Genomic DNA, 25,133 nt, shown 5'->3' on the forward strand with positions numbered 1-25,133 from the left:
CACTGAACACCAATGACCACTTTATCCCCAGACCCGGTAGGGGAGACCCAGGGCAGCTCCACTGGCTCCCCCTCTGAATTCCCCTGCGTCATAGCCCAGGGCCCTCTTGTCACCACCCGAGTGCTGGGGGAGGTCGAGGCGATCCACCAGGTGCTGCACCGTGCTGCCCTCAAGCGCCTCGAGTCCCGCCGCTCCGCTTGGATCGAGGGTCTCGCTGTGCTCGGCTCCATCGCGACTTGCGTCGCCCTCCTCGTGTACTGGCCACAGCTTCCGCTCGAACTGGTCGTCGTACTGGCCCTCGCCGTCCTCATCGGCGCGCTGTACACCATGGTCAACGCCGCCCGCGAGTGGACGAGGCGGGACGTGGACACGATGAAGCAGCTGATCGGGGCAGCGGCGGCCGAACGCCCGCTGATCCGCGCACTTTTCCCGTTTTCCAGGGCGAGCCTCCTGCATGCGGCCGCCACAGCCCGTGCTGCAGAAAGCCGCGTGGGCTCCCGGCTCACCCTCTTCCTGGGAGCCAACCGGGCCGGTGGCTTGATGGGCGGCCTGTTGGTGCTGCTCGGAGCCCTGTCAGCCGGGAAGTACCTTCAGGACATGCAGATCATCATTCCCTGGCTGAACATGCCTGTGACGGCCACGGGCGTCATCGCGACCGTCCTCTTTGCTTACGGTGTGGTCGCCGCGCTGCTCTTCGCAGGACATAGCGTAAACGCGCTCCCTCATTACGCCGAATTGCTTGAGCGGGTAGCGAGCTTGAAGGAGAATTTGAAGGACGATGAGGAGTCCGCGTGACCCTGGAACTCTACCGGCATGACCACCTCGCGCTGTCCCGCAGCTGGGTCAGCCTCTCACCAGAGGAACGCCGGCGGCGGGCTGTTGCCGCAGTCGCTGGGCAAGATATGGGAACCCTCCTTGACCTGCTAGACGCGCACCACGTCCGCACACACGGGCACGTCAGCGGTGAGACCCTGCGTAAGTACCGACTGGGGGCGCGCATCTGGTTGACGTACGCCTCCACGCAGGCCGTGAACGTGCTGCATCCGGAGCCGGAGGACACCGACCTGTGGGTGCGATCGATGGAGGCGGCGGGCAAGGCCCCGGCCAGCGTGGGTGTCCTGCTCGCCGGAGCACGGGCGCTCTACGAGGCGCTACGCTGGGCCAAGGCTACGAAAGACACGCCGTTTACGGATGTCAGACCAAAGAAGGATCGACGGCGGCCCTGGGACAAGCGCCAACCCTACCCGGATGCAGACGTGCAAAGACTCCTAGACGTAGCCCCGGTGGAAATGCGGGTGCTGCTGAGGCTGGGAGGTATCGCGGGCTTGCGAGCGTCTGAGATCACCGGCCTGAAATGGGAGAGCGTGGATCTCGATGGCGGGGCACTTACCGTCGTGAACGGAAAGGGGGGCAAGACCCGCCGGGTGCTGCTATCTACATCATTGATCGAGGATTTGCGTCAGCTAGGAGTGAAAGACGGCAGCCTCCTCGTGATCGGCCGCACGCCGGAAGCGGCCCGGGCTCGACTACGAACGCTCTGTACCCAAAATAACGTGCCGTACTTGGGGCTGCACGCACTTCGGCATACGGCGGGCACGCGCCTCGTACGGGCCGGCTTTCAGCTCCAAGACGTCGCCGAGCACCTGGGGCATAGCGACGTGCAAACGGCAAGGACGTATGGCAAGTGGGCAGACGACCGGCTTAAAGAGCACCTGCGTGGCCTCTGAAATTGCAGGAAGGAGGCCAATCCTTGAGGGGGACAATGGCGCACTTGGGTACGCTAGGTTCAGAACGAACTTCTCGCCGACTGCGAACGACCTCGTAAGAGCACCTCAGGGAGGCTATTGGGCCTCGTTCAGAGCGAGGCGAACTTCGGGAGTTGAACCATCACAAATCGAGCCGATTCGTCGGTGACTTATTTTTTGAGGCCACCAATTTCCGGGGGCGGCCCTGTTCCAGAGCGCTGTGGAAGGGCCATGGAACGTGTTGCCAGCCAGTCAGAGAAGACAATTCTTTCGTGGCAGGCGGCCCTCGCCCCCAAAATGTGGTGCCCCTCGATAGAATTTGAGCAGCGCAGGAACCGCGCAGTGGCGTAACTCCACGTACGCGTTACCAAGGTAACCCTTCTGTGTATCAAAGAGACGGTTGAGGATTGAGTCACTAACTATGCCACAGGTTGCAGAACTACCACAAAATCTTGTCAGATATTCCAGAGCAGGGGATGTCTTTCACTACCGATGGGCTGCGCGCAGATGCCTTCGGCTGATTTATCCCAATACAACACTCCAGCAATTCTTTGTGGAAGGTTCGCGAGACCGACACAAAGCAGGCGAATACGTCATAGACATTGCGGAGTACTCACATCAGGACAATCAAGAAATTGTATCGTATTTTCAATTGAAACATTCAACAAAGCGCTTAGATCAGCCTTTCAAATTGAGTGAATTACAGGAAATGATTAAAGGCTTTGCCGCTCGATTTTGCGAGCATTGTGTTGACTCAAACAATAATCAGAGATATACATTCACGTTAATTTCCAATCGCCCGGTTTGTCAAAACGTCAAATCGAGCTTTAAAGCTCTTGTCGCTGGAAATCAGATTCCACGGCAATTTCGAAAGACTCTTGAGAAATACTCAGGTCTCGATGGAGAAACGCTCAAGGGATTCTGTGCCTCTCTCAAGTTCGTTGACAGCGAGGGTGATTATGGGGTGCAACATTACAAGCTGCGTGCCGAAATCGCTAGGATCAGCGCAGACCCGGTTGACGTGGATGAGGTGGATAAAATTATCTCGCTTGTCCAAAGCAAGGTCATGCCCGACTCCGACGGCGAGGTCAAGCGCGAAGAGGTCTTGCAGCGCTTTGGAGTCACTTCTGATCTTGACCTGTTTCCTGCGCCTGCGGAGATTCAAAATTCGCCAAATCTGTTCCGTCGAGAGCAGCACAATCAACTGCTTCAAACAATAATCGCAGCCCGCGAGCCGATCATCGTCCACGCAAGCGGCGGAGTTGGCAAATCGGTTGTGGCCCTTCAACTGTCCCAGTCGTTGCCGGACGGCTCTGTCGGCATCTTGTACGACTGTTTCGGCGCTGGACGATACAGGAGCCGGAGCGAACCACGGCATTCGCACCGGGCCGCCTGCCTTCAGATCGCCAATGAGCTGGCGACCAGGGGTTTGTGCGAGCCCTTGATTACGGGTGCGAGCAACGATATGTGGATGAGGGCGTTGCTGCAACGCCTCAAGGTGGCAGTTGCGACCTTGCGAAGAGCGCAGGCCGATGCGGTGTTGGCGGTGTTCGTTGACGCGGCTGACAACGCGGAAATGGCGGCCCAAGAGTTCAGCGAGTCCTGCTTCGTGCACGAACTGCTGAGGGAGGCTGTCCCGGAGGGCTGCCGGATCATCGCCTTGTGCCGCACCGAGCGCAGGCACCTGCTCCAACCCAAAAGCACAGTGTCACAAATCGAGTTGCGGCCCTTCAGCGAAGCGGAGTCCTTACGACATCTGAGAACCCGTTTTGACGACGCGACAGCGCCCGAGGGACAGGAGTTCCACCGCCTTTCCAGCAAAAACCCCCGAGTGCAGGCCAACGCTCTCAGCATTCGAGGAGACGAGGCCACGGTTGAGTCCGTGCTGGCCGGCCTCGGCCCGTCTCCAACCACCGTGGATCAGCAGATTGAGCAGCAACTCAAGTTTGCGGTGGCTTCGGTGCGTGACCGACTACCCGCGCAACACCAGGATCAGATTGAAGCTATCTGCCGTGGGTTGGCCAACCTGCCACCCTTCATTCCCATCGAGGTGCTGGCCAAGGCCGCAGGCGTGGAACCCGAGCTGATCTCGAGCTTCGCGAGCGACCTGGGACGACCCCTGTACCTCTCGGAGAGCAGCGTGCACTTCCGAGACGAACCGACAGAGACGTGGTTCCGTCAGCAGTTCGCGGCCTCGCCTGACGTCATCAAGCAATACACGATTCGCCTCAATCCTTTAGCGGAAGACATCCCCTATGTGGCCTCGGTTTTGCCGTCGCTGTTGCAACAGTCCGGGCAATACGACGAGCTGATCCAGTTGGCGCTTTCCGACGGGTCGCTGCCGCACAACAAGCCGATTGATGCCCGAAACATCCGCGTATATCGGCTTCAATACGCCCTCAAGGCAGCACTGCAACGGCAGCGCTATAAGGACGCGGCGAAGCTGGCTTTCCGCGCGGGCGAGGAAACGGCTGGGAAGGAGCGAGAACTCGAGCTCTTGACCGAGAACCTCGACTTGATCCCACTCTTGCAATCGTCTGAGCGGGTTCAGGAGTTAGCGTTTCGCAGGATGCTGCGAAGCGGTTGGGCCGGATCCGAGAACGTCTATTCGGCCTCGTTGCTTTCATACGTTAAGGAATTTCAAGGCGACGCGAGAAGCTTCCGACGGTCGGGGAGCGCGTGGTTGACACTGCACTTCGAGGAACGCGAGCAAAAACGCAAGAAGAAACCGCATGCTTACGAAGACGCTCTTAAAACTCGCGACATAGGCGAGATGGCGATCACCAATTTGAATCTCGACGGTTCTGAAGACGCAGTGCGCTTTACCGTAAATTGGCGGCCTCCCTCAACCATCTTCAAAACAACGACCTTTCTCGCCCGCCGCCTAATCGATGCCGGACGTTTTGAAGTCATCGAGGAGTTCGCTCGAGCGGGCCGTGACTCTCCGCTCATCGTTCTGGCCCTCTGCAATGAACTCGTCGCAGTAGGCAGGCGTCCGGAGGTCGAAGTGCTGCGCAGATGTTTGGCCGCACTGGTCGAGGAACCATCCATCATCCCGACTCCCGAGCTCGGAGGTTTGGACAACGGGCGGGACAGCTTCCAATCGGCTGTGCTTGCCTTGGCCGAATCGTGCGCAGCCTCCGGGCTAGCCAAAAAGCATGTCCTGCACATGCTCGAGACGCGCTTCGCCAAGGGAATCTCGCGCTACATCGCCAGTTGGCACTCACTCGACGAACTTTGGCTGTTTCTGAGGTTCTTGGCGATTAGAGCCGTTCTCGAACAGAATCTCAAGCCCGACCTCCAACAATGGCTTCCCGAAGAATGGCTCTCTGAAAAGCTGGGCCATGAACAACGGCAACAGAAAGAGGAGTTCGAAGAGGTGTTCGCTTGCCTATTTCCGTGGTATCTGGCGCGGGCACAGATTATCGTCGACCCCGCGAACGATCCGCAAACGCTTCTACAGCGTACCGAGGCCCATGCGAAAACAGGCTATCGAGTGGGGACAAGTTTACACCAGCAACTGCCGTTTGAAATCGCCCGCGTCCGGTTCGAATGCTGGACATTCGCCCGCCCAACGGTAGAACCTGGCGAAGGTTTCGCCCAAGGCTTACTCGAGGGGAAATTCCGCCTGAGATTGAGAGATCAGCTCTACGCCCTCAGGGCTTCACACCGTCTCGAACACCTCAAGGGCATCAGGATGCCGCTCGAGCAGTCTTGCCGTGACGCCGTGCAGCACTCCACCGAGGACACCCCGGAGGAGATGGCGAACCTCTACGTCCGATTGGCCCGGGCGGTGCTGGTCACAGACTACGGGGACGCGGCGGAGTATTTTCGTCGCGCTCTCGAAGCCGTCTCGAAATTTGGGGACGAGGTAGTGGATCGCTGGCGCGCCTTGACGGCGATGGCGGAGCGCACATGCGAAGGTGGGCAAACCTCGCCAGAGACGGCTTACCGGTATATCCGGTGCGCCGAATTGGTGGGCGATTCGGTGGTTCGCGAGAAGTACTGGGATCGGATGGAGGCAATCGAGGTCTGCTTCCGACTGAACGCGCCGTCCGGCTTCGCGGCGTTGAGCCGGTGGCGGGATCGGCAAGTTGGTTACTTCGACCGCTTGTTGCCCCGTCTATGCCAGTCGGCGGTGGACTCGGGTGCGGTCTCACCAGCGGCGGGGTGGTCGCTGTCGGCCTTCTCCTGGGAAGACGGCTACCTAGATTTTGCGCTGCTATGCATCGAGCGCGAACCCGACCGAGCGAACAAACAGTTTATCCTGGACACGGCGGTTCGGGATCTGAGGCTCCAAAATCATCTGGGGGATTGGCAGAAGCTCGGTGACGCCGCCCAGCGGTTTTCTCTGGACGCCACGGAAGTCCGCCAGGTGCTTGACTTCCAAGTAAAGCCCCTGGTAAGGGAAGGCTCAGACGGTCTTCCAAACTACCCACATCTAAGGGAAGAAGCAGAGGCAGTGGATTGGTCAACGCTGCTCGCTGGTCTCGATCTGTCGAGCAGTGTCGGCCTCAACGAGGCCATACAGCGGTTTGAGGCCACGCCATACCCTCATGTGCGCGCAGCCTTCTGGAATGAAGTTTTTTCCCGCGTTCCCGAGACGAACATCAAACGCCTGCTCGAGGAATTGCTGTTAGCTGAGAAATTGGATTCTCACGACGTAGCAGAGGGAATCCAAAGCTTGCCCTCGCAGTACAGGCAAAAGGTGAGCGTGCAACAGCACTGGCCCGACTTGGCGCGAGGGCTTGGAAAACGCTTCGCCGCCGAATGCTGCGTGCATTGGAGACGAAAGCGATTCGTTGAGGCCCTGGGGTCTGATCCAAGCTACTCAAAGCTTATATGTGACGGTGTCGTAGAAGGCATAGCGGACTCTAACGATCTCAACGGGGCAGGCACGCTATTCGGCTTCTGCGAAGTGATCGCGTCCTTCGTCACGTCAGAAGAAGCGCACGAGGTACTTGGGTTCGCCATCGGGCGCTTTGAACTGCACGTGATGGACGCCCACGCGGATGGCCCCTGGAAGACATCCATGGAGCCCCCGACAAGCATGGTCGAGACGCTGGCAGGGTTCCTGTGGTCGGCGCTCGGCTCGCCGCGCGCGGCGGAGCGGTGGCAGGCGGCGCACGGCGTGCGGCGGTTGGCCGCGACTGGCTGCATGCTGGAACTTGACGCCCTTGTCACATGGATGGCTCGGGAGGATGTCGGTGCCTTTGGCAGCCCTTCGTACCCGTTTTACATCCTCCACGCACGCCTCTACCTGATCATCGCCCTGTCTCGCGTTGCCTTGGATAGTGCCGGTCTGCTGAAAGCACACGCGGCGTTGTTTGAACACCATGCGCTCACTTGCGAACCGCACATCTTGATCCAGAAGTACGCGGCCCGAACCGCACTGTCGATCGAAGCAGCCTATCCCGGTACGTACCCGGAACAAACGATTGCGGCGTTGAGCGCCGTGGGGGTCAGTCCATTCCCGCTGCGGAAGACCAAAGGGTACTCGGACAACACGGCCCAAACCCCTTGGCATGTCCGAGGCGAGGTAGATCCTACACTTGATCTCTACCTTGGGTATGACTTCGACCGTTACTGGTTCGCGCCTCTTGATGACGTGTTCGGGGTTCAAAATGGCCAAACCCAACAGTTGGCATGCGATCTGATCTTCAACCGATGGAAGATCAAGGTCAACGACCGATCCATTGTTGACCCTAGACGCGGGCTATGGGATCAGTCACACCGAGAACGCGAAACGTGGCACAGCCATATGGACTACCCCAACGCCGACAACTACACGTTCTACCTTTCGTACCACGCGCTTCTCCAGAGTGCGGGGATGATGCTCAGCGAACTGCCTGTCGTGGACAAAGACTATGAGGACGGCGAGAACGCTTGGGCCTCATGGCTCCAGAGGCACGACCTCACCCGCGCCGACGGTCGTTGGCTCGCGGATCGGCGCGACCCAGCCCCACTCAAGCGCCCCGGTTGGCTACGGCAAGCCGCGACTGACTCTTGGCGGGACAAAGCCGGGGCCGACGAAGCCGACTTCATTGAAGGGCTACTGACGGGGCGAAATGGCCGCGCCTGGCTCTGTACCGACGGCCGCTGGGAGGATGGCGACCGCGAGCGCAACGAGACCTTTCGGGTCGCCAGCGCGCTGGTCGCCCCATCCACCGCTCAATCGCTGCTCAACGCCCTGAGTACTTGCCTTGATCCACACGACTTCAAACTCCCAGCCCTCGACGAAGACCGGCTGGAATTCAAATCACCCCCGTTTGAACTCCAAGGTTGGATCACAAGGCACCACACATCCAACAAACTGGACGACTTCGACCCGCACGCGGGGAACATTGACTATCCGCCCTATACTGTTGCCAGCGAAATCCTGGATCGATGCGGAATAGTCGCCGATCAAGAAAACCGGGTGTGGATCTCGAGCGATGGCTCCGAGGCGGTCGTCTGCGAGCTCTGGGGTGAGTACAAGAGTCAGCACGGCAGCGAGCAAGACATTCGTGAGCGCAAAGGGTCGCGCATGCTCGCTTCACTGGCGTTCCTCAAAACGCTGTGCCAGACGCTCGACCGTGTTCTGATCTTCGAAGTTCAAATTCAGCGGACGTTCCTGCGATCTTCTTACCGCCGGAGGGAGGATCACGATGGGTACAGATCACCAGCCAACAGGATTTATCTCCTTTCAGCAGACGGAACACTCCGAACGACATCAACGGGCTATCAACTTAGGGAAAGCGTTGGTGCAGGAACTTAATCTCGAGCCGGGCGTTGACACGCTCTCGCGGTGGATCGCGCACTACATCACCGAGCAAATTGCCATTGCCGAGAGTGCGACGGGCGAAGAAAAAGCCAAGGCAGAGGAACGCTGCTTCGACAGTATCATGCAGCTTTGGCAGCGTCGGTACGCGCTGCCAAACGAACGCAGTCCGTTCAAGGACTTCGCGTCGATTTTTGAAACCCTTCAGCGATTGAACCCGGAAAACCAAAAATCCTTTTACATTGGGTGGAAATACCATTGGGACAACCTAGACGATGAAAACCCGTCAGATTCGGGCGACGCGAAATCCTGGCTGCGAATGGCGCTCAGCATCGATAGAACAGCCAGGGTTTTAATCGAAACTACTTTGCGACAAGCTGCCCTGTGTGTTACGGATTCAGATGTCCAGGCTTGGCTTGAGCGCACCCCCGATCCTTCTCGAGATTTTGATGTTCAAGTCATTATGAAATTGGTTGGGAATCTTGACCTGGATGATGAACGAAGTAATCATAGTGTCGAGAATGACAGCCAAGAATCGGTTGACTCTTTTCCAGATGATTTGTCTAAAAAGGCAATCGAAAAGCGAATTCAATATCTCGAGGCATTTTTGGAGCTTGCCGCATCGTTTCGCAGCGCCTTTCAAGAAGAGTTAGGCGAAGCAACATAGCCTACTGGGACTTGGTCACCTCCCGTCAGGCTCATGGGGATGCGCCCAGCACGTATTTCCCGCAATGGAGGGCACCACATTCCGGGGGCTAGAGGTTAATGAACTGGGCAGCTTGTTGGTAGGCAGCATCCACGGCGTCCAACGACGGATGCTGGTAGATTTCCAGCGCCCGGCCTATCAAGACCCGAAGGGCGCGGTCATGGCCGACCTGGGCCTGGACGTGGCGGCGCCGACGGTGGCCGTGGCAGCGAAACCGGCATGCCCGGAGCGGCTCGCAGAGCGCGCCACGGCGGTGCGGCAGGTGCTGCTGCTCGCGGATCGGCCGCTGTCCGCTGAGCAGGTGGCAAGGTCATTTACAGGAGTGCGGGCGGCCACCGTCGATGAGGTGCTGGAGATGCTGGTCATCATGGGACAGGCCCGACAGGTCGGTGAGGATGTGGTTGCCTACGCAGCGTGATACCCGGCGCACCAGGGTACCGATCATGCTTTAGCAGAGTCAGCACTCTTTAGATGGTAAACCGCCTCCATCCAGCCGCAATCCGTAAGTTGGCGACTCAACCACGCCCCAGGTCGGGCAAGGCCAAGTTCGCGGACAGCGATCAGGGTGCGTTCCAACGCGCTCGCCAGCTGGGCGTAGGCAGGCACGCCCCGGAATTCGGCATCGGTCGCCCGCCAGAGGATTCGGTAGTAGTGGCGCTCCCAACCCTCGTCCTTGAGCAGCTTCATCAGTTCGACTGCCCCTTGCTGCACAGCCTCGCGGCGGTGTTGCGGGTGGGTGCTGACGATCCGGCTCAGGCTCCAAACCAGTTCCTGAGGGGTCGTGGTATCGGAGAACAGCGAACTGCGGGTATCTACAGTACCCAGGGATTTCTTCTGTTCTTCAGGTAACGACCAGCTTATAAGGGATGTAATTTCAAACTTATCTCCTGAAAGGAGGAATGACTCCCGCACTTTCAGAGCGGACTCCTGTCTGGCCTGCCACGCCGTGCGTCCCCGCTTGCGATCTGCTGTGAGATCCCGTGGACAGGGGGGCAGCTCGTGGGCGATGACCCGAGCGGCGAGCCCCGGCGCCGGCCGCAGCACCACAGCCACCCAGGTGCCGGCGCAGACCCGGGCTTCGGTGCGCTCCCCCGTCTCGGCGTGCAGGAACGTCGTGGTCGTCCAGGTGCCGCCCCGGTAGACCTGCCGCTCGCACTCTCGCCCCTTGGTGTCCTTCGTGGTGATCCGCGTGCGTGTGGGCAGGGCGCCAGAGCTTTTGTGGATGAGGCCCAGCTCCTGGAGCTTCCGGGTCGCCCGCTCGCACTGATCGCTGGAGAGACCCGTCACGACCGGCAGCAGGTCAAGCACCGTGAAGAAGGTGTACGTGGTGGTGTGCTGACTGCTCTGACCACGCAGCTCGATCAGGGTGTATGCCGCCTGGGTGAGCACGCGCATGACCATCAGGGCGTTGTGTCGGGCGTCCCGACGTTTGATGTGCGCCTCGATCGCAGGACGGACACGCTCTATGGCCTCCACAGCCCTCGCGGCTGGCGTGCCTGGCCTGGGATGGCGGATGCGTTCCAGCGTGGCCTCCAGGGAGGCAGGGATGACCTCTGCGGGGGCAGGGCGTACCGGAGCGGGATCAACGTCATCGGTGGGTCGCGGCACGGCCTCGAGGAGGCGGGGCTGCTCATTGCTCCTAAGAGCGGCCCGGAAGGAGGGAGCGGAGAGCTGCTGGGCATTCAGACGCTTCTGCACCAGCTGCTGCTGTGCCTGCTGTCGAAGCGCCAGCTCCAGTTCGGAAAACGATCGGGGAGGGGAGAAACTCGTCGGCGCAGTCATGCACGCTCCACTTGCAACACAGGAGGGCCCTCGGTAGACTGACCGCACTTCCGGGTGCTGGTCGCCTACAGAGTGAATTCTGAACATCCCGCCGCCAGCGGGATTTTTCAGTTCTGGAACTGGGGCTCGCGTGGGCTCTGGATGAAACCGATCAACCTCCACCCCCGGAGCGGACACATGTACTGGATGCGAGGGGGTCGCTGACCACAGTACCGTGCGCTTTTTCGTTTCCGGGAGGCGACCTGACCGTATCGAGAGCCCAGATGCTCTGTGCGCCGCGAAAGCTCATTCGACGTGCTGCACATAGCTTCCGTCCGCTGCTTCTTCTCTTGCTTCGGCAGTCAGGTGTCGGAGTAACGCTCTCACTTCGGCAGTCAGGTGTCGGCCGAAACGTCAGCGAACGGCAGTCAGGTGTCGGAATAACGCTCTCACTTCGGCAGTCAGGTGTCGCCAAACGCCCGGCGTTCGGCATCCAGGTGTCGGAAAACGCATCAGCTCTATCGGAGTGCCTTCGGCACTCAGGTGTCGGAGAAACGACGCCACACAGCTGACTTCCGCGCAAACAGTGGTTTTTACGTCCAACGTTCGGCAGTCAGGTGTCGATTCGCAGAACGTCCCGGCGCCTGCTCCGTTTTCGCCAGTTCCGCGATGGATCGCAGGAAAGGCTCTGGCACCTGCAACTCGACCAGACTCCCCAACCACGTCTCGAAGAACTCCGGCCTGCCGACCACGGCGTCCATGGCAGCAGAGCTGCGCGCTTCATACGACCAGCGCTCATGTAATCCGAGGGTGCCCAGCAGTTCGAGCGTTGCCTCGAAGCGTTCGATGGCCCGGTTCTGGTTCTTGTGCTCGCGCAGATCGAGCACGTCCTGCATCAGGCTGGCCCGTAGGAGCAGCGTCTTGACGGGAATGAAGCGGGTGGTCGTGGCGTCACTGGCGGTCTCGCGGAGCCAGTACGACAGTTCCGTCCCGATCTGTTTGGCCCAGAGGTTCGTGGCGGAGTTGGCGGGAAGTTCCACCAGACCCCGGAAGATGGGCGCGAAGGAGCGTGGGAAGTACTTCGCCCAGTCACCCAGCACGATCGTCCAGGAACTGGGCACAGACTGCCCGTCGATCTTGCGGGAGCGGCCCCGGGCCATGACGGCCAGCACGCGTTGACGCGTACCCTCGTCATCGTCCGGGCCGGCGTCGGGCAGGGTGAGCCAGAGACGCTCGAGGTGGAACAGGCTCTGCGTGCAGCGCAGCAGATCCTTGGGACGGACGCTGCCGTTCGGGTGTGGTTTCAGACCCAGGGCCTTGGCGAGTTCGCCCGGTTTGATGGTGATGGGCGTGAACAGGTCATCCTGCTCGTGTTCGAGCGCCTTAGCCGTCAGGAGGCGCCACACGTCGGAGGTGCGCGGATCCAGGGTCATCAGCTGCTGACGTAAGGCGTCCTTGCCGGCATTCTCCTCGAAGTAATTCAGGACGAGGCCTTCCTCGAAGACCTCACGGTATTGCAGGGTCGCGTCGTTCCAGCCATCGGGGCCGCGTGTCGCCCGGTCGATCAGTACGCTGGGTTTGTTCGCCAGGGTGATGAGGTAGGGGTGGGCCGCCGGCTCGGCCAGGGGTGTCGCCGCTTCCGGCGCGACCACCGCTGGGAAATGCCCGGCAGCCACGCCGGCCCGCAGCACCCACTGCCAGAGGCGGGTCGGCAGTCGATAGTGGCCATTCAGCGGCGTCACGTAGAGGATGCGTTCGCGCCACAAGCGTTTATCGAGGCTGTTCCCCGCGCGAACCTTGCTCCCGTCCAGGAGGGGGGCGATGTCATCGACGCGTTCTCCGTGCTCCTCCACCCACTTCACGGCCGCCCAGCCCTGGTACAGGGCCTTGAGCTGCTCGAAGGCTGGCCCCCGCTCTGGCAGGGGATGTGGCAGGTTGATCTCCCGGCCGAAACGGCTGGAGGACGCCTGCACGAGGAGCGCCATCTCCGCGGCGGCTGGCATTTTTTGCCGGGGCATGCCGCCATTGTACGGAGTCGAGCGTCATCAGCAGTTGCGCGCCGGCGCGCATGGGGCCAGTTCTGCCGTCCGATTTATGCACTTGGCGAGGCAGGTCATCAAAGGCGGGCAGCGTCAACACACCGAGGTGAAAGAGCTCCTGTGGCAGCGCACGGAACCTCAGCATTCCTCCTGGTCGCGGCGCGTCATGGCATCCAGCTCATCCCTAGCCAGGGCCTGCAAAAAAGGTCTGGCACTGCTTAGGGGTCAGGTCTCGGAGGCGCTGCGGCGCAAAGGTCTCCTCCAGCAAGTTCGACTTGTTCTAGCTCCTGAACCTCAAGTAGATGTTCTTCCAGCTCCCGTTCCAAGAAGCTGGGCACGACCTCTGGACAACTGTCGAAGGTAAGGCTCAGATCAAGACTTTCCACGGGGTGTACGGCTTCGTCCCTGGACTGCGGTAACACCATCATAGCGGGCCGTCCATCCGGCAGGCGGTGCAGAAATACTCCGTGTCCCATCCTTCGCAGAGCGCTGGCTCCGAGCGGGGTTAAACGATCTGACGAAGAACCGCGAGGGTGAGGCTCCCCGGCAATGGGTCGTGAAGTGGTTTCCAACACGCGGCACCTTCGAGCTGGTGCAAGCGCTTGATCCAGATGCCTTGGGCCAGGATTCGGCCGTCGGTAGTCGGCGTCAGATGCGCCGACGAACCAGCTGTGAGTGGTTATGACCCCTCGACAAGACCTGCGAGTCGCCCACTCAGATGAAAAATTCCATCAGTATCCAAGGAGATTTTTCCCGCCCAGCGCCACGTCTCTTTGCCGTAGTTGAATTCGATCTCAATGTCCATCTCGGGGAAGGCGACGAACCTAGTTCCGTTGAAAGACACTTTATCTGAGACGCCGTGAAATAGAAACGACTCCTTTTCAGGAGGAATTGACAGCAACTTCGGAGTGCCAACTTTATCCCAACGAAACTCCTGGATGTCGATGGGTTCTTCGTTCATGCAAACACGCCTCAGGACGACTACCTGAGTTCCCCTGTTGAACAGTGTTACGAAGGAGCCGTAGTGTAGGCTCTGCACCAAAAGGTCGATCCTGGGTTTCTCTGCCTCCTCTCGACCTCGTCTCTCTTCATCCCATTGTTCCTGCATGAGCCTGAGCTGCGAATCCGCGGTGATTGCCTGCATGACTGCAGCATCAGCACTGCGTTTAGCCTCCTCAGCACTTTGAACCGCTGCTCCCGCAGAGCGCGACGCCGCGAACCACCCAGCTAGGGAGGAGAGAATGGCAGCGATCGCAAGCCAGTCAGTAACAGTCATAGATCAAGTTACACGGCAAAGAACTGCGGTATAGGCGCAATTCATCTCACCTTCTGAACCGTGCTATGTCCGATCTGACTTTCCTGCACCATGGGATATGGACACAAATATACCGATCAGTACGGAGGAACCACCTTTCAGCTTCGCCACCAATGGCGTGATTTGGGCCGTCCTCAATGCCTAAGCTCGTAGTCTGCTTCGTGACAGCCCGGAGTACTGTCAGGCGTGCAGTCTCGCGGCGAACGCCAGATGGGAGGGCGCCACGTCACAGGGAGAGGCCTTGGTCATGGCCACTGAACTGGGCTTAATCCGATGTGGCAACATCACTTCAACCAGTCTTGCACTCGCACAGGATTTGATGAGCCGACTGAGCACGCCATCCGCACCGCTCTCAATCCCAGGGTGGAATCCATGTCGAAGTCTCCCGCCGACGCTTACCTCCACCACCTGTACGCCGAACTGCTGGCGTTTTACGCCCACTTCCTCGCCTCCCCTGAAGGGGAGAGTGCGCCCCGGCGTCAGGACATCGAGGTCACCCGCAACCACACCCAAGAACTCGCCGACGGCGCGCCTTGCACACCCGGGCATCAGATCTGCCTGATCGACGCCAGTCGCCACCTGCACGCCGGTATTGGCGCCGCCGAGCTCGGCTACCTGGATGAGGGCGCCGAGGTTAGTGAAGCTGTCAATACGGTGCTCAGGCACGCCGGCGCATTCCTGGCTCCCTACGCAACCCACCAGGGTTCGGTCGTGCAGCATGTCGTGACCAAGCTGCAGGGTGGTGTCGGTTCCCGCGGGCAACAGGAGGTAGCCGCTCTGATCGCTCTGCTGATGCACGGGGTGCCGGTGAAGGTCGTCAGGCCCCGCAGGAATTCCCAAATCCAGTTGCAGGCCTGAAGGGCGCCATACATCTTTCCCACCGGCTCCACCGCACAGGTAGCCTGAGCAGCAGCATGCGCACCCCCACCATCCTGCTGAGCGTGGCCCTCGTGGCCCTGGCCCTCTGGAATGTCAAGCTGACCCTGGACGTCCGCGAGGCCAGGGCCATCGCAGTGAACGCGGTGCGTAGCATGCCTGAGGCGACCGACCTCAGCGACATCGAAAGCCGGCTGGACGCTATCGAGAGTGAAATCTCCGACATGGCCGACCGACTGTTTGAGACAGAGAGCAGCGTAGTGACCTCAGGGCTGGCCTACGTCGATCTAGATAGCCTGGAGAACCGCATTCAAAGCCTGGAGTCAGGCTTTTGAGAGGGCTGAGGTCGCGCGGGGGCGTGTGAGGGTGAAGAGGGTAGGGCCGGCAAATCACTACTTGATCTGTACTCGGCCCTCCATTGGTTGTGCAACTCTTACCACTACGGCACCATCCTGTTTCACAACGATGTCGGTCAGCGCCGCTTCAAAACCCCCTTCACCATCTGGCAGCATAAAAACAGTTTGAGGATGTGCCTTCTGGTGTGTGATGCGAGGTATAGCTAACTCGTAATCTCCTTCTGGCCGCGAATACCAATCGGCAGTGGAGAAGTCACGTATGTAAGCCACAGACTCTTTCTCCTGTTTCACTGCAGCTGCGATTGATGTGAGTGCCCCACCAACGCCCAAAACAGCACCGAGCACTGGGTTCACAGCTCCCAGCACTGCACCAACTGCAGCGACGACGGCTCCCAGGAGAATGAGGTGAAAAGCGCGCATCTGCCCAAGCTACAGGTTAGCTCTGCCCCCCTGCGCGTTCTCCCATTCAAAGCTTTCGGCCCCCGGTCTCAGAGCTGGGCCGTCAGGACAGCCCACGCCCCCGCCTCAGTGTGCATTGAGTGCTTTTTGAGGTAGTCCAGCAGGTTGGCGATCGCCTCGCCCAACGGCCGTCCCTGAGTCACTGCTGCATCTGCCGCCGCGTAGGCCCAGGGCACCTGATGAGGCGGGCAGGCGAGGCCAGGTGGCGCGGGTGGTTGGTGACTGGCGTGAGGCGGGGAACCCGGAGGTCGAGGGCGCGCCGGGTGACCTCTTCAGGATCCACGGTCGCCACTGCTGGGTGGAGCGTCGATCGTCTGCAGGGCCAGCAGGCGTTGCTGCCGGCTGGCTCGCAGCTCTTGGCGGATGGTGTCTCTGGCCTCGTGGACGATCTGTACCTGACCGTTGACGGTGATGGTCTGGTCGATGCGCTGTCTTTCCCCGTACTGTTCCCGATCCCACGCGCGGGCCAGGAATTCGCCGGCCTTCACCGTAGCGTTGGCTATCTTAGGGTCGGTGCTGGTGGCGATGCGGTACATGTTGTCCTCGACGGCTGACAGCCGGATCCTGGTAAGGAACTCCGTGACCGCTTCGTCGAAGGAGGGAAAGTCGTTTCGCCAGCGCCGTACCGACGGCAGGCTGACCCCGCTGGCCGCACAGGCCGCCGTCAGCATCCCTTCGACATGCAGCGCCCGCAGGAAGGCACTCATGCGCTCGTTGCGGGTGCGCTGTGCTGGCGTCCAGTGGGCTGGTTGGACGTCCTGCTGCTCCAGCACTGTCATCAGTTCATCCTGGCCATGGCACTGCGCCAGGCCCAGTAGGCCGTGAAATCGCTGGGCGTCGCCTCCACCAGTGGGCGTGCAACCATCTGGCCGCTTCCAATCGGGACGAAGACCGTGACGTAAAGTTCAACTTCACACCTGCCCGCCGCTTCGAGTTCATCGACGGTGAAGTCCGGTCGGCGTGTCCCTGTCATCAGCCCATCAAGAACGTTGACCGGTGTTGGGAGTTCGACACGGTACATGCATACGCCGCCCAGCCTCCGGGGTTCCATCACAGCGAGCATCAGTGGGTGCTCACCTCTCTGCACGATCACAAGATCACGTGCCTCGGACTCGGAAAGCAGGTCGCCCGGCTGAATGCACCGGCCAGAGCGTGGCAGTTCGACACTTGGGTTCGTCATGTGCCCATGGTGCGGGAAAGTCTGGACGGACGTGGCACGCCTCGCACGAGGGCAAATCTGACGGTGAAAAGCGAGGGGCCTCTATAGGTATTGGAGACTGGGAGTGTGCCTAAAGGTGAACCTCTGGGGGGTCAGCAGAAGCGCAGCAGGCCCCTGAAGCCATGCCGCTGCTCGAGCTTGAGCGCCGAGGTAACTACGGCCGCCTGCTCCATCAGGTGCGAACCTGACCGGTGCGCATCCCACGCCAAAGTTCTCTGCCTTGCCACCGGACGACGAACATGGTGCGGGACTCTGTACCCAATCGTTGGCTGAGCGCATTGACGGCAAGGCTATAGGGATCCTCCCAGGCAGCTGTGACGCCCAGGTCGAACATCGACTGCCACAGCCAGCGCTGAGGGACAGGCAGGTGCGTTGGCCAGTAGGCATTCTCCAGCATCAGGTTCATACACCAGTGTGCCCAGTTCAGGCGGGCGGGATTCAAATCCTCGTCCCTATTCCCTCTTCGCTGGCGTCCCAGGAAGGCAGTCCCGGCACGCTCCAGGGTGAGGGTGGCGAAGAGGGCAAGATAAGAGCGCGCTCAATTGCCCGTCCTGGTCAGAAAGAGGCTGTCCTGGCTGGGGCGCTACATCAGCGCTGATGTTGCAGCCGCTTCCACTGGCGAATTTCGTCGGCGCTTGACCTTAGGAGCGTGATCTCGCCTTCGCAGGGCAGCGGGCGCCCAGAACAGCGGCGCGGCACTTGCTCGATCTTTCGCGACAGCCGTTGGGCGAAGAATCGGGCACGCTGAGGCTGAACCTGGGTGGTCATCCACGCTCTGGAGGAGATCGGCAAACAGATGCTAGCTGTCACCCGGCGGGCCGACCCTGACGTCGATCTCCAGCGATTCGCCTTCGTCCCAGAGGTAGGCGCGGGCCCCCAGGTAGCCGTCTTCGACTCCAGCCACGACCAGGGGGTGGCGGTCGCTGAACAGGCCGCGCCGGCCCCCCAGCCGGAGCCACAAGAGGTCGTCGCGCTGACTCGGCAGGCGGCCGTCTGGGGCGGCGATCCACGTTCCAGTCCAGTCGGCGTCGGAATGCACGCTGGAGAGGGCGTCCCCGATCCCAATGAGGTAGGGCAGGCAGATGTCCAGGGGGGATAGAGATGGGCCTGGCAGGCAGTGGGTAAGACGAGCGAGACCCGGAGTTCCGTTCCCACGTACGTGCCGAGGAGCGCCCCGCCCTGCCAGCGGCCTCGCGCTTCCGCCAAACTGCTTGGTGAGCGGGTGCAGTATGAACTTGAAATACCACTCTGGATCATATATAAGTTAAAAACTCCGCTACAAGCGGCGGTGAAAAACACATAAATAACCCTAAGCGCTAACGCTTAGGGTTTTTACATTATAGCGGAATCTACATGATGCGGAGACGATAAGCCTCAAATCATAGGGAGGTGACTTTTCATGCAAATATACAACAATAGGAATAGATTCTTGCTGTAGTAAACCAGCGTGAATACAGGATGTTTAAAAATATGACCTGTAAACTACCCATAGTTTACTATGATATCCTGTTGATAAATAGTCAACAGATGTATATGCAGTCCCTGTCAGCGCGGGATGCGCGTGCCCTCGTTTTTATCGCAGGAGGTATATGGATTAAAATAAGAAATTTCTCGATCTAGACGGCATAACCTGGTTTTCCGAACTCCCCTCCCAAATGAGGTTTTTAATTCCATGACTTCATACTTGACTCAACTACACCGCTTGAAAGCCCAGAAGTCTAAATCTTCTCGAGTGTACGCATCTTACATGTTAAATGCCCTAAAAAGTCAGAATATATCCATTCAAGATGCTATTTCGAGCTCGCATTTTGGTGAGATATTGCGGGATGACAAACTTAATGGTAGTCAAATCAGTGCAGTTAAGTACTTTTATGGTGAGTATTTCAAGTACAATATAGAAAATCTTATGCAAAATCCGATATTAGTCATTGACGAGCTATATAGAATAGCTCATAACGACGAAAACATTCCTCCTTTCGCGTCTTCAGAGTCCATATATGCCGCTTTGGGAGAGGGACGTATAACCACTCGAGACATTGAAACGTATTTCCAGTTGCCTAAAGGATGCCTGAGTAATCTCAATATTAGTCAGGGGATACAAATTGCTATTGGAGCAGACTGGTGGCCTGACGAAATTCCCGACTCGTCTCCCTACTGGCAAACAGTCAGAGAGTCAATCAGATATAAATGGGAGGGAGAAGTATTTGAACGCAGCGATTTAGATCCAAAACAATTATTTCTTTCCATCTGTGAAGATGTTATTTCAAATGATTCATATATTCTAAAAAGTGGTCGATGGAGGAAATTCTTCAATGAGGAGGGAATTTCTAAAATTTCTCTATCTGATAGTGTGTTTTACGACTTTAATCATATGTCAGAATACAAAGACGGTATTGGAGAGCAACAGCCTAGAGATGGCTGGGGGGATAGAAAAGATAGAAAGAGGAATACACTGTTGAGTTATCGTTCAATGTGTTCAGCGTACTATAAGTATCTAATTCACGAAGGCCTCATAATTGATGACAAAAATCTTAGTTTAGCTCTATTTGGCGTCCCAGCTTACCTATTGAAATATATTGATAAGAGAATTGCAATTACAGGCGGCGCAGGTCAAGGCGTTGATGGTGTACTGCGTTTCGCCTTATCTCTATGCCGCAAAGAAGTAGGATGGTTGCGCAACAGTGAATTATCCTACTCTATATTGCCAGAACACGTGAAAGATGAGATAGAATCTGTTGGGGGATGGGATAAGTATTTGGATTTATCACTGGAACGATACAGCGGTTATCTAAGAAAACAAATCAGGCGGAATAAAAGAGCTATAACCAATCATAAGGAGAAATATAGTACGATATTAAAGCTCGATAATCCTATTGAACCTGTATGGAACGCAATTGCAGTGGCTTATCAAGACATACAATCGCTTAGGAGCAATCCTATCGCTTACGCGAGGGAGCTGGAACCTATAATACTAATTGTAATACTTGCATCCTTTCCTCTGAGAAGTATAAATCTCTCACTTATGACATGCAGCCAAGCGCTCAATAGGAAGCACATCCGGGTTGATGCATCAGGTGAAATTAGTTTACATATCCCTGTTCACGAAATGAAAAACAGGCGTAACAGCAAAGCGCTTGCAGACGAGGAAGAAATAATTTTCCCACTAACATCCGATGAGAGAGCATCTTCATACAAGGACACAATCGTAGAGTATTTGAAGATCTATCGTCCTCTACTTACCAACACCGTATACGTGTTTCCAACAACCACAGGTCTCCAACCATCCACGACATATATTCAGAATTTAACCGAGGCTTGGACAAAAAAGTATTTATCATCAGATTCGATCTACCCTAGTAGGATCCCCGGCCTACCACCTATGAAGCCACACATGTTCCGTAAGCTAATTGCAACCCAATGTATTAATGACGGTAATCCAGAAGAAGCCGAAGTGAGGCTTGTCGATAGTGCATCAACCGTGCGAGATCATTATGTAAGGAACAATATTAATCTTAGAATTAGAAGGCTTATGGATAAGCGGCGAACGTCCATTAAGGCCTGAAGATCTCTTCAATACTTACTCCAATTACATCAGCAAATCTAACAACTTCATAATCAAACACAGCTCTCTTTCCCGTTTCAATTCGGGAAAGAGTCACTTTAGATAGTTTCATATGAGTCTTTGAGAAAAAATACTCACAAAACTCCCTATCGCTTAAATATCCTAATATTTCCTTCCTCAATCGGCGAATATTCTGCCCGGTGACGTTCTCTGTTGTTAGCCCAAGCCGACTTCGGGCAGAACGATTTCGCTTGGTCACTGTTCCAACTCGTTCAATTTTTGAAAGCTAGGATCCAGCAATTCAAATAGTAGTACGCCGTCTGCTTGTGCGAGCGCATCCATGACATCCAGGCCGACGCTCCGCTCGCCACGCTCTATCTGCGCAAAATAAGACCAGTCTATGTTTGCCTTCGCAGCAGCATCGTTGATGGACAAGTCCTTGCCAATCTTTACTAGGCGCGAGTTCGCGCCGAGAACCTCGCGCAGGAGCCTGGCAGGCTTCTTGGCCTTCCTAGTCGTCTGCTTCTTCCTCTGTATCGTTGTGCCTGGAGGGCTCCCCACCCCATATGGCTGGTGAGAAAACTGCCTGATATACAGTTGGGAAAAGTATTGGTAGTATTGTTTGCAATCTTGCATCCATTGATTGGATGACACTTTGTTTACAGCCACGATGGTTTCGTCAATCAACTCCGCTTCTTTCAATGCCTTGTCCCAAGCCAGCGTCGCTGATCTCCATGCTGCTGTTGCAATTGCCGTGACGAGTTTCAAGCACCCTGATAGACGACACTGGAGCTTTGCCAGGTACAAAATCTGGCGCCATGCTGAGGAATACGCCCTAACGTAAGAAGTGAGACAAGGAAAAGCCCAAACGCGTCTGCCAGAGCCGCCATGTTGTCGATGCCGATGTTCCGCTCCATCACCGTGACCCAGGTTCAGGCAATAGCGTCTCCAATATCTTCCTGGCCGTCGCTTGGCTCGCAACCGCTCCCTACGTAGCTTGTACGCCCATAGCCAAGCAAACGCAGAGTTGACGCCACACATCATCTACAACAGCTCCCTAAGAGCCACACCGACGCCCGCTGCCAGGAGATGCATGTTGTCCACCGAGATGTTGCGCCGCCCGACCTCGACCTGAGCGATGTACGACCACGTGATGCCGCTCGCCTCCGCCAGATCCTCCAGCGTCATGCCCCGCTTCTGACGCTCCTCCCGAAGGCGCCTCCCGAACGTCAAGCGCGACTCGGTGGGGTCTTTCTGCGTTTTCGCCACCCGTGTAGCGTGGCGACGCTCCCAGAGTCAGGCCATGCAATTAAAGCCATATCGATTAAAGCCATGTTATCGTGATGACCGTTCCTTCCATGCACACGCTGATGCCTCCGCCCCGTTCTCTCGTCGTGCCGCCCCACGCACCCACGGCCCTGACCCGTCTGGAGCGCCATGCCCCCAACCCCAAGTCCGCCCACCGCCTCCTCCCTCCAGCACTCCACGGAAGCACCCTGGCGTTTCCGCCCGCCCACTGCCCTGCCTTCCCTCCATGACACCGCCACCTACGCCACGTCCCTGACCCTGTTTCTACTCGCCGCCGACCGTGTCCTCCAGCAACTCCCGCCAGTTCATGGACACCACTGGCATATCGACGGGCACACCAGCGACACGCTCTTCCTGCGCCTGCCCTGCGACCCCGACCTCAGTGGCCTTCCGTACCTCGACCAGACCTTCGACTTCCAAGTCAACCCGTCCACCGTGCGGATCGGCGTCGTCACCCGTTCAGACGCCAGCTTCGCCCTCTACCACCAGTTCACCGTGCTGCTCGACCAGTGGCTGCCCAGGAGCGACCGATGACCCTTCGCCTGCTCGTCATGTGCAGCGCCCTCATCCTCACGGCTTGCAAAAGTGGGCCGGGTGCAGTGAACCTCGACGCCTCCGCCCAGTTCTTCCTCGACAACGGCGGCCTGACCGTCGTGAGCACCCAGGCACGGCCGTACACCCGCCCCTGTCTGCGGGCCCTGAACCTCGAGAACACGCTGCTGGGTGGCCTGTTCGGTGACTCCAAGACGCTGGTGGACTTTGTAGACAAGCATCGCCTCGCCCGACTTACCCGCTCGGCCACGTCATCCGGCCAGGAGAAGGTCGTCCTGACGCCTATTTCGCCATACGAGAAGAACTGGCTGGGAGAGGGGGCGCTCAAGAACTTCTGTTTCGGCACCCCGACCCTCCTCAAGGTGGAGGCCGTCCCGGACGCCCAGCCGATCACGGCTGACGCGGACGTGCCGTACATCATCCCCGGCACCCCGGCACGCGCTGCCCGCCTGACCTTCCGGATGGACGGGGTGCCGGAGGGCGGCTTCACCGACGATCTCAAGGCCAGGCCGGGGCTGCTCCTCCGCACCAGCATGCAGCCGGACGACTACGGCAAAGAGTTCACGGTGATCGCCACCCTGCCGGTCAATGTCAAGAACTACAAGACCCAGCCCTGACGCCCCTGGAGGCCCCCGATGAACCCACTGCGCCTGTCCCTGCTGCTCGTGCCCGCCCTGGCCGCCTGTGCCCCCACGACGGGCCTGCCGTCGCCTACCCGCGTTACCACCGTCGTCACCTACCGCACCGGAGTCGTGGCGGCGGGTGACGACAACCCGGTGCTCGCGGCGGTGGTGGCCACCGCGCCGACCATTCCCACCCTGCCCGGTCGAATGCCCTGGAAGGCGGAGGAGATCGAGAGAAATCAGGTCGTGCTGCGCTCACGGGCCGAGACCGTCAATACCTTCTCGTTTGGCAGCACAGTCCGCACCCTGCCGTACGAGATGCTGTTCACCGTCATCAGCTCGGCGGGCACGACGACCCTGACCGGGACGTACAGCAAATCCTACGAGGTGAGCGCGCAGGCCCTCTTGAACCAGCTCGACCGCCGCTTCCCCCGCGTCCGGTAGGCCGGGGTGTCCATGCTCTTCCGGCTGGGCCGCGCCCACCGCCGCTTCCTGGGTTTGGCCGGGGAATGGTCGCCCGACCTGGAGAACAGCGTCATGCCCATCGACGCCGTGAGACTGAGCGTGCAGGCGGCCCAGTGCCTCCACAGCCAGCTGTCTGTGCCCGGCGCCTTCCGCAGTGGGCCACTGTTCGGCCACCGGGACGACGGCATCCTGCACGTGGCCTACGCGGCCCCCGCCGGTTACCTGCGCTGGACGGATCACGATGCGACCCAGCCGTTCACGCTGGATCCGGGGTACGTCCTGGGGTGGACGGACGCCCTGCGCACCGTGCATGGGCCGTCGATCGACTGGGTGGGCACCTGGCTCAGCTTCCCGGATACCCTGGCGGCCGACCGGGCGACCCAACAGCCCCTGATCGAGCAGGCGCGCGCGGGTCTCCTGGTCGAGGACGACACGGCGCTGCTGTTCGTCGGCTGGAAGCGGCACGAGGTGGAGGTGCATGCGTACGCCGCGTTCGCTGAGGATCAAGTACGTACCTTAGCGGTGGCGTGGGCGCCTGAGACGACACCAACTAGCCACAGTCGCGAAGAAGGGACAGGTTCTTAACCGTCCGCTAGCAGGACTTTGTCACTTTTCGTCCGGCTCATGGAGATGCGCCTCGCACGGATTCCCCGCAGCGTGGACACCGACCGAGCCGAATCCCAGAAAGGATTCGGCTCGCCTCTCGTCGGGCCTGCGGCAGGGTCATGAGCCGTCCCATAGCGCTGATCGCTGCCCGGACGGTCTGCGGGAACAGCATCGTCAACATCACCAACCTCACGTGATGAGTCAAACCTCGCCATAGCCGCCCTTCGCAATGATCGAGCCCCCATTCCTCCTTGGCCTGCGCGTGCACCGTCCCGCACGACCAGCGCGACTTGATACCGCCGACGATCTGCGCTTTTGACGTGCTTGCCGGGTAGTTGGTGGCGTCGTACTTGATCTCTCCCGCTCGGCGTTTCTCCCAACCATCCACACCAGTTTGCCTGGGAGATGGCGTCCACGCGCGTCCTCGACACCGTTGGCGATGCGTGCCCGTATGACCAGCCAGCGCGACGTCTTGCCACCCTTCACGGTGTGCCAGTGGTACGGTGGCCTGGCCTCCAGCACGTCCCATCCGGGACGTGCGTGCTCGCTTTGAAAAAAGCGCTCCTGGAGGCAGGCGTCACCTTCTGGGGCTTCCATCCAAGAGCGCACGGACACAGGGATACGGCTGCTGGAGCAGGTCAAGGACATCGGGCGGGTCGCGGTGCACCTCGGGCACGAGCGTGTGGACACCACGCGCAAGGACTACGCGGCGCTGGCGGTCGATGACCTTGAGGATGACCTCGTGGGCTGGTTGGGGTTCTGTGAAGCGGTTCAACACCGG

22 protein-coding genes are annotated in these 25,133 nt (G+C 58.8%); 12 read left to right on the forward strand and 10 right to left on the reverse strand.

The genetic code is table 11. The features are described from left to right. Positions 1-12 precede the first annotated feature (12 nt). The 5 genes from CVO96_RS20485 to CVO96_RS20505 all read left to right on the forward strand — a co-directional run bounded on the left by CVO96_RS20485 (position 13) and on the right by CVO96_RS20505 (position 9,629). Positions 13-795, forward strand: coding sequence for a hypothetical protein (locus tag CVO96_RS20485; RefSeq protein ID WP_103314331.1), 783 nt, complete (start codon positions 13-15; stop codon positions 793-795). Next, positions 792-1,727, forward strand: a complete 936-nt coding sequence (locus CVO96_RS20490) for a tyrosine-type recombinase/integrase (protein WP_133161909.1) — start codon at positions 792-794, stop codon at positions 1,725-1,727. The genes CVO96_RS20485 and CVO96_RS20490 overlap by 4 nt, the downstream gene beginning before the upstream one ends. Before the next feature lie 709 nt (positions 1,728-2,436). After that, positions 2,437-8,502 (forward strand): ATP-binding protein, encoded by a 6,066-nt coding sequence (locus CVO96_RS20500; RefSeq protein ID WP_133161910.1) that lies wholly within the window; start codon positions 2,437-2,439, stop codon positions 8,500-8,502. Beyond that, the gene (locus CVO96_RS20915) at positions 8,489-9,172 is read left to right on the forward strand and encodes a hypothetical protein (protein WP_133161911.1); all 684 of its coding nucleotides are present in this window, start codon (positions 8,489-8,491) and stop codon (positions 9,170-9,172) included. Before CVO96_RS20500 ends, CVO96_RS20915 begins: the two co-directional genes overlap by 14 nt. A gap of 112 nt (positions 9,173-9,284) precedes the next feature. Next, positions 9,285-9,629: a hypothetical protein gene (locus tag CVO96_RS20505; RefSeq protein ID WP_133161912.1), complete on the forward strand. Its 345-nt coding sequence runs from the start codon at positions 9,285-9,287 to the stop codon at positions 9,627-9,629. 23 nt (positions 9,630-9,652) lie between these two features. On the opposite strand, the gene CVO96_RS20510 is transcribed toward CVO96_RS20505, so the two are convergent. From CVO96_RS20510 to CVO96_RS20520, 3 genes are all read right to left on the reverse strand, one after another. Then, positions 9,653-10,993, reverse strand: coding sequence for a hypothetical protein (locus tag CVO96_RS20510; protein ID WP_103314335.1), 1,341 nt, complete (start codon positions 10,991-10,993; stop codon positions 9,653-9,655). Positions 10,994-11,565: 572 nt separating this feature from the next. Then, positions 11,566-12,990: a hypothetical protein gene (locus CVO96_RS20515; RefSeq protein ID WP_133161913.1), complete on the reverse strand. Its 1,425-nt coding sequence runs from the start codon at positions 12,988-12,990 to the stop codon at positions 11,566-11,568. A 700-nt stretch (positions 12,991-13,690) separates the two neighbouring features. Continuing rightward, positions 13,691-14,287, reverse strand: coding sequence for a hypothetical protein (locus CVO96_RS20520; protein ID WP_133161914.1), 597 nt, complete (start codon positions 14,285-14,287; stop codon positions 13,691-13,693). Between the two features lie 411 nt (positions 14,288-14,698). Between CVO96_RS20520 and CVO96_RS20525 the strand changes: the two genes are divergently transcribed. Continuing rightward, on the forward strand, positions 14,699-15,184 hold the full coding sequence (locus CVO96_RS20525) for a hypothetical protein (RefSeq protein ID WP_133161915.1): 486 nt from the start codon (positions 14,699-14,701) through the stop codon (positions 15,182-15,184). Positions 15,185-15,240: 56 nt separating this feature from the next. Next, positions 15,241-15,537: a hypothetical protein gene (locus CVO96_RS20530; protein ID WP_103314339.1), complete on the forward strand. Its 297-nt coding sequence runs from the start codon at positions 15,241-15,243 to the stop codon at positions 15,535-15,537. A gap of 57 nt (positions 15,538-15,594) precedes the next feature. Here the strand turns inward: CVO96_RS20530 and CVO96_RS20920 are convergent, their stop codons facing one another. The 5 genes from CVO96_RS20920 to CVO96_RS20550 all read right to left on the reverse strand — a co-directional run bounded on the left by CVO96_RS20920 (position 15,595) and on the right by CVO96_RS20550 (position 18,275). Further along, the gene (locus CVO96_RS20920) at positions 15,595-15,978 is read right to left on the reverse strand and encodes a hypothetical protein (RefSeq protein WP_133161916.1); all 384 of its coding nucleotides are present in this window, start codon (positions 15,976-15,978) and stop codon (positions 15,595-15,597) included. Between the two features lie 311 nt (positions 15,979-16,289). Continuing rightward, positions 16,290-16,796, reverse strand: coding sequence for a hypothetical protein (locus CVO96_RS20535; protein ID WP_103314340.1), 507 nt, complete (start codon positions 16,794-16,796; stop codon positions 16,290-16,292). Beyond that, entirely contained in the window at positions 16,796-17,197 is a 402-nt protein-coding gene (locus tag CVO96_RS20540; protein ID WP_133161917.1) for a hypothetical protein, read from the reverse strand. The genes CVO96_RS20535 and CVO96_RS20540 overlap by 1 nt, the downstream gene beginning before the upstream one ends. Positions 17,198-17,408: 211 nt before the next feature. Beyond that, positions 17,409-17,642 (reverse strand): hypothetical protein, encoded by a 234-nt coding sequence (locus tag CVO96_RS20545; protein WP_103314342.1) that lies wholly within the window; start codon positions 17,640-17,642, stop codon positions 17,409-17,411. A gap of 393 nt (positions 17,643-18,035) precedes the next feature. Then, positions 18,036-18,275 carry a hypothetical protein gene (locus CVO96_RS20550; protein ID WP_103314343.1) on the reverse strand — a complete coding sequence of 80 codons (240 nt, stop codon included), beginning with the start codon at positions 18,273-18,275 and terminating at the stop codon, positions 18,036-18,038. A 708-nt stretch (positions 18,276-18,983) separates the two neighbouring features. Here CVO96_RS20550 and CVO96_RS20925 point away from each other — a divergent pair. Beyond that, positions 18,984-20,798, forward strand: a complete 1,815-nt coding sequence (locus tag CVO96_RS20925) for a site-specific integrase (RefSeq protein WP_133161918.1) — start codon at positions 18,984-18,986, stop codon at positions 20,796-20,798. Between the two features lie 255 nt (positions 20,799-21,053). On the opposite strand, the gene CVO96_RS20930 is transcribed toward CVO96_RS20925, so the two are convergent. Further along, positions 21,054-21,566: a helix-turn-helix domain-containing protein gene (locus CVO96_RS20930; RefSeq protein WP_133161919.1), complete on the reverse strand. Its 513-nt coding sequence runs from the start codon at positions 21,564-21,566 to the stop codon at positions 21,054-21,056. A gap of 276 nt (positions 21,567-21,842) precedes the next feature. Continuing rightward, a complete protein-coding gene (locus tag CVO96_RS21535; RefSeq protein WP_103314344.1) occupies positions 21,843-22,067 on the reverse strand; it encodes a helix-turn-helix domain-containing protein in 225 nt (74 codons plus the stop codon). 168 nt (positions 22,068-22,235) lie between these two features. Between CVO96_RS21535 and CVO96_RS20560 the strand changes: the two genes are divergently transcribed. From CVO96_RS20560 to CVO96_RS20575, 4 genes are read left to right on the forward strand one after another with little or no spacing between them, the layout of a single operon-like run. Further along, positions 22,236-22,640, forward strand: a complete 405-nt coding sequence (locus CVO96_RS20560) for a hypothetical protein (RefSeq protein ID WP_103314345.1) — start codon at positions 22,236-22,238, stop codon at positions 22,638-22,640. Continuing rightward, positions 22,637-23,275 (forward strand): hypothetical protein, encoded by a 639-nt coding sequence (locus CVO96_RS20565; protein ID WP_103314346.1) that lies wholly within the window; start codon positions 22,637-22,639, stop codon positions 23,273-23,275. The genes CVO96_RS20560 and CVO96_RS20565 overlap by 4 nt, the downstream gene beginning before the upstream one ends. Positions 23,276-23,293: 18 nt before the next feature. Continuing rightward, entirely contained in the window at positions 23,294-23,725 is a 432-nt protein-coding gene (locus CVO96_RS20570) for a hypothetical protein (protein WP_103314347.1), read from the forward strand. Positions 23,726-23,737: 12 nt separating this feature from the next. Continuing rightward, positions 23,738-24,331: a hypothetical protein gene (locus CVO96_RS20575; RefSeq protein WP_103314348.1), complete on the forward strand. Its 594-nt coding sequence runs from the start codon at positions 23,738-23,740 to the stop codon at positions 24,329-24,331. Positions 24,332-25,133 lie beyond the last annotated feature (802 nt).

This window comes from Deinococcus koreensis (assembly GCF_002901445.1).
GTDB lineage: Bacteria > Deinococcota > Deinococci > Deinococcales > Deinococcaceae > Deinococcus > Deinococcus koreensis.

Coding starts and splice junctions, on each gene's coding strand:
- CVO96_RS20925 (WP_133161918.1), top strand. CDS start 18,984: ATGTTAAATGCCCTAAAAAGTCAGAATATATCCATTCAAGATGCTATT.
- CVO96_RS20575 (WP_103314348.1), top strand. CDS start 23,738: ATGCTCTTCCGGCTGGGCCGCGCCCACCGCCGCTTCCTGGGTTTGGCC.
- CVO96_RS20540 (WP_133161917.1), bottom strand. CDS start 17,197: ATGACGAACCCAAGTGTCGAACTGCCACGCTCTGGCCGGTGCATTCAG.
- CVO96_RS20545 (WP_103314342.1), bottom strand. CDS start 17,642: ATGAACCTGATGCTGGAGAATGCCTACTGGCCAACGCACCTGCCTGTC.
- CVO96_RS20565 (WP_103314346.1), top strand. CDS start 22,637: ATGACCCTTCGCCTGCTCGTCATGTGCAGCGCCCTCATCCTCACGGCT.
- CVO96_RS20920 (WP_133161916.1), bottom strand. CDS start 15,978: ATGCGCGCTTTTCACCTCATTCTCCTGGGAGCCGTCGTCGCTGCAGTT.
- CVO96_RS20570 (WP_103314347.1), top strand. CDS start 23,294: ATGAACCCACTGCGCCTGTCCCTGCTGCTCGTGCCCGCCCTGGCCGCC.
- CVO96_RS20530 (WP_103314339.1), top strand. CDS start 15,241: ATGCGCACCCCCACCATCCTGCTGAGCGTGGCCCTCGTGGCCCTGGCC.
- CVO96_RS20520 (WP_133161914.1), bottom strand. CDS start 14,287: ATGACTGTTACTGACTGGCTTGCGATCGCTGCCATTCTCTCCTCCCTA.
- CVO96_RS20525 (WP_133161915.1), top strand. CDS start 14,699: ATGTCGAAGTCTCCCGCCGACGCTTACCTCCACCACCTGTACGCCGAA.
- CVO96_RS20560 (WP_103314345.1), top strand. CDS start 22,236: ATGCCCCCAACCCCAAGTCCGCCCACCGCCTCCTCCCTCCAGCACTCC.
- CVO96_RS20515 (WP_133161913.1), bottom strand. CDS start 12,990: ATGCCCCGGCAAAAAATGCCAGCCGCCGCGGAGATGGCGCTCCTCGTG.
- CVO96_RS20485 (WP_103314331.1), top strand. CDS start 13: ATGACCACTTTATCCCCAGACCCGGTAGGGGAGACCCAGGGCAGCTCC.
- CVO96_RS20535 (WP_103314340.1), bottom strand. CDS start 16,796: ATGACAGTGCTGGAGCAGCAGGACGTCCAACCAGCCCACTGGACGCCA.
- CVO96_RS20510 (WP_103314335.1), bottom strand. CDS start 10,993: ATGACTGCGCCGACGAGTTTCTCCCCTCCCCGATCGTTTTCCGAACTG.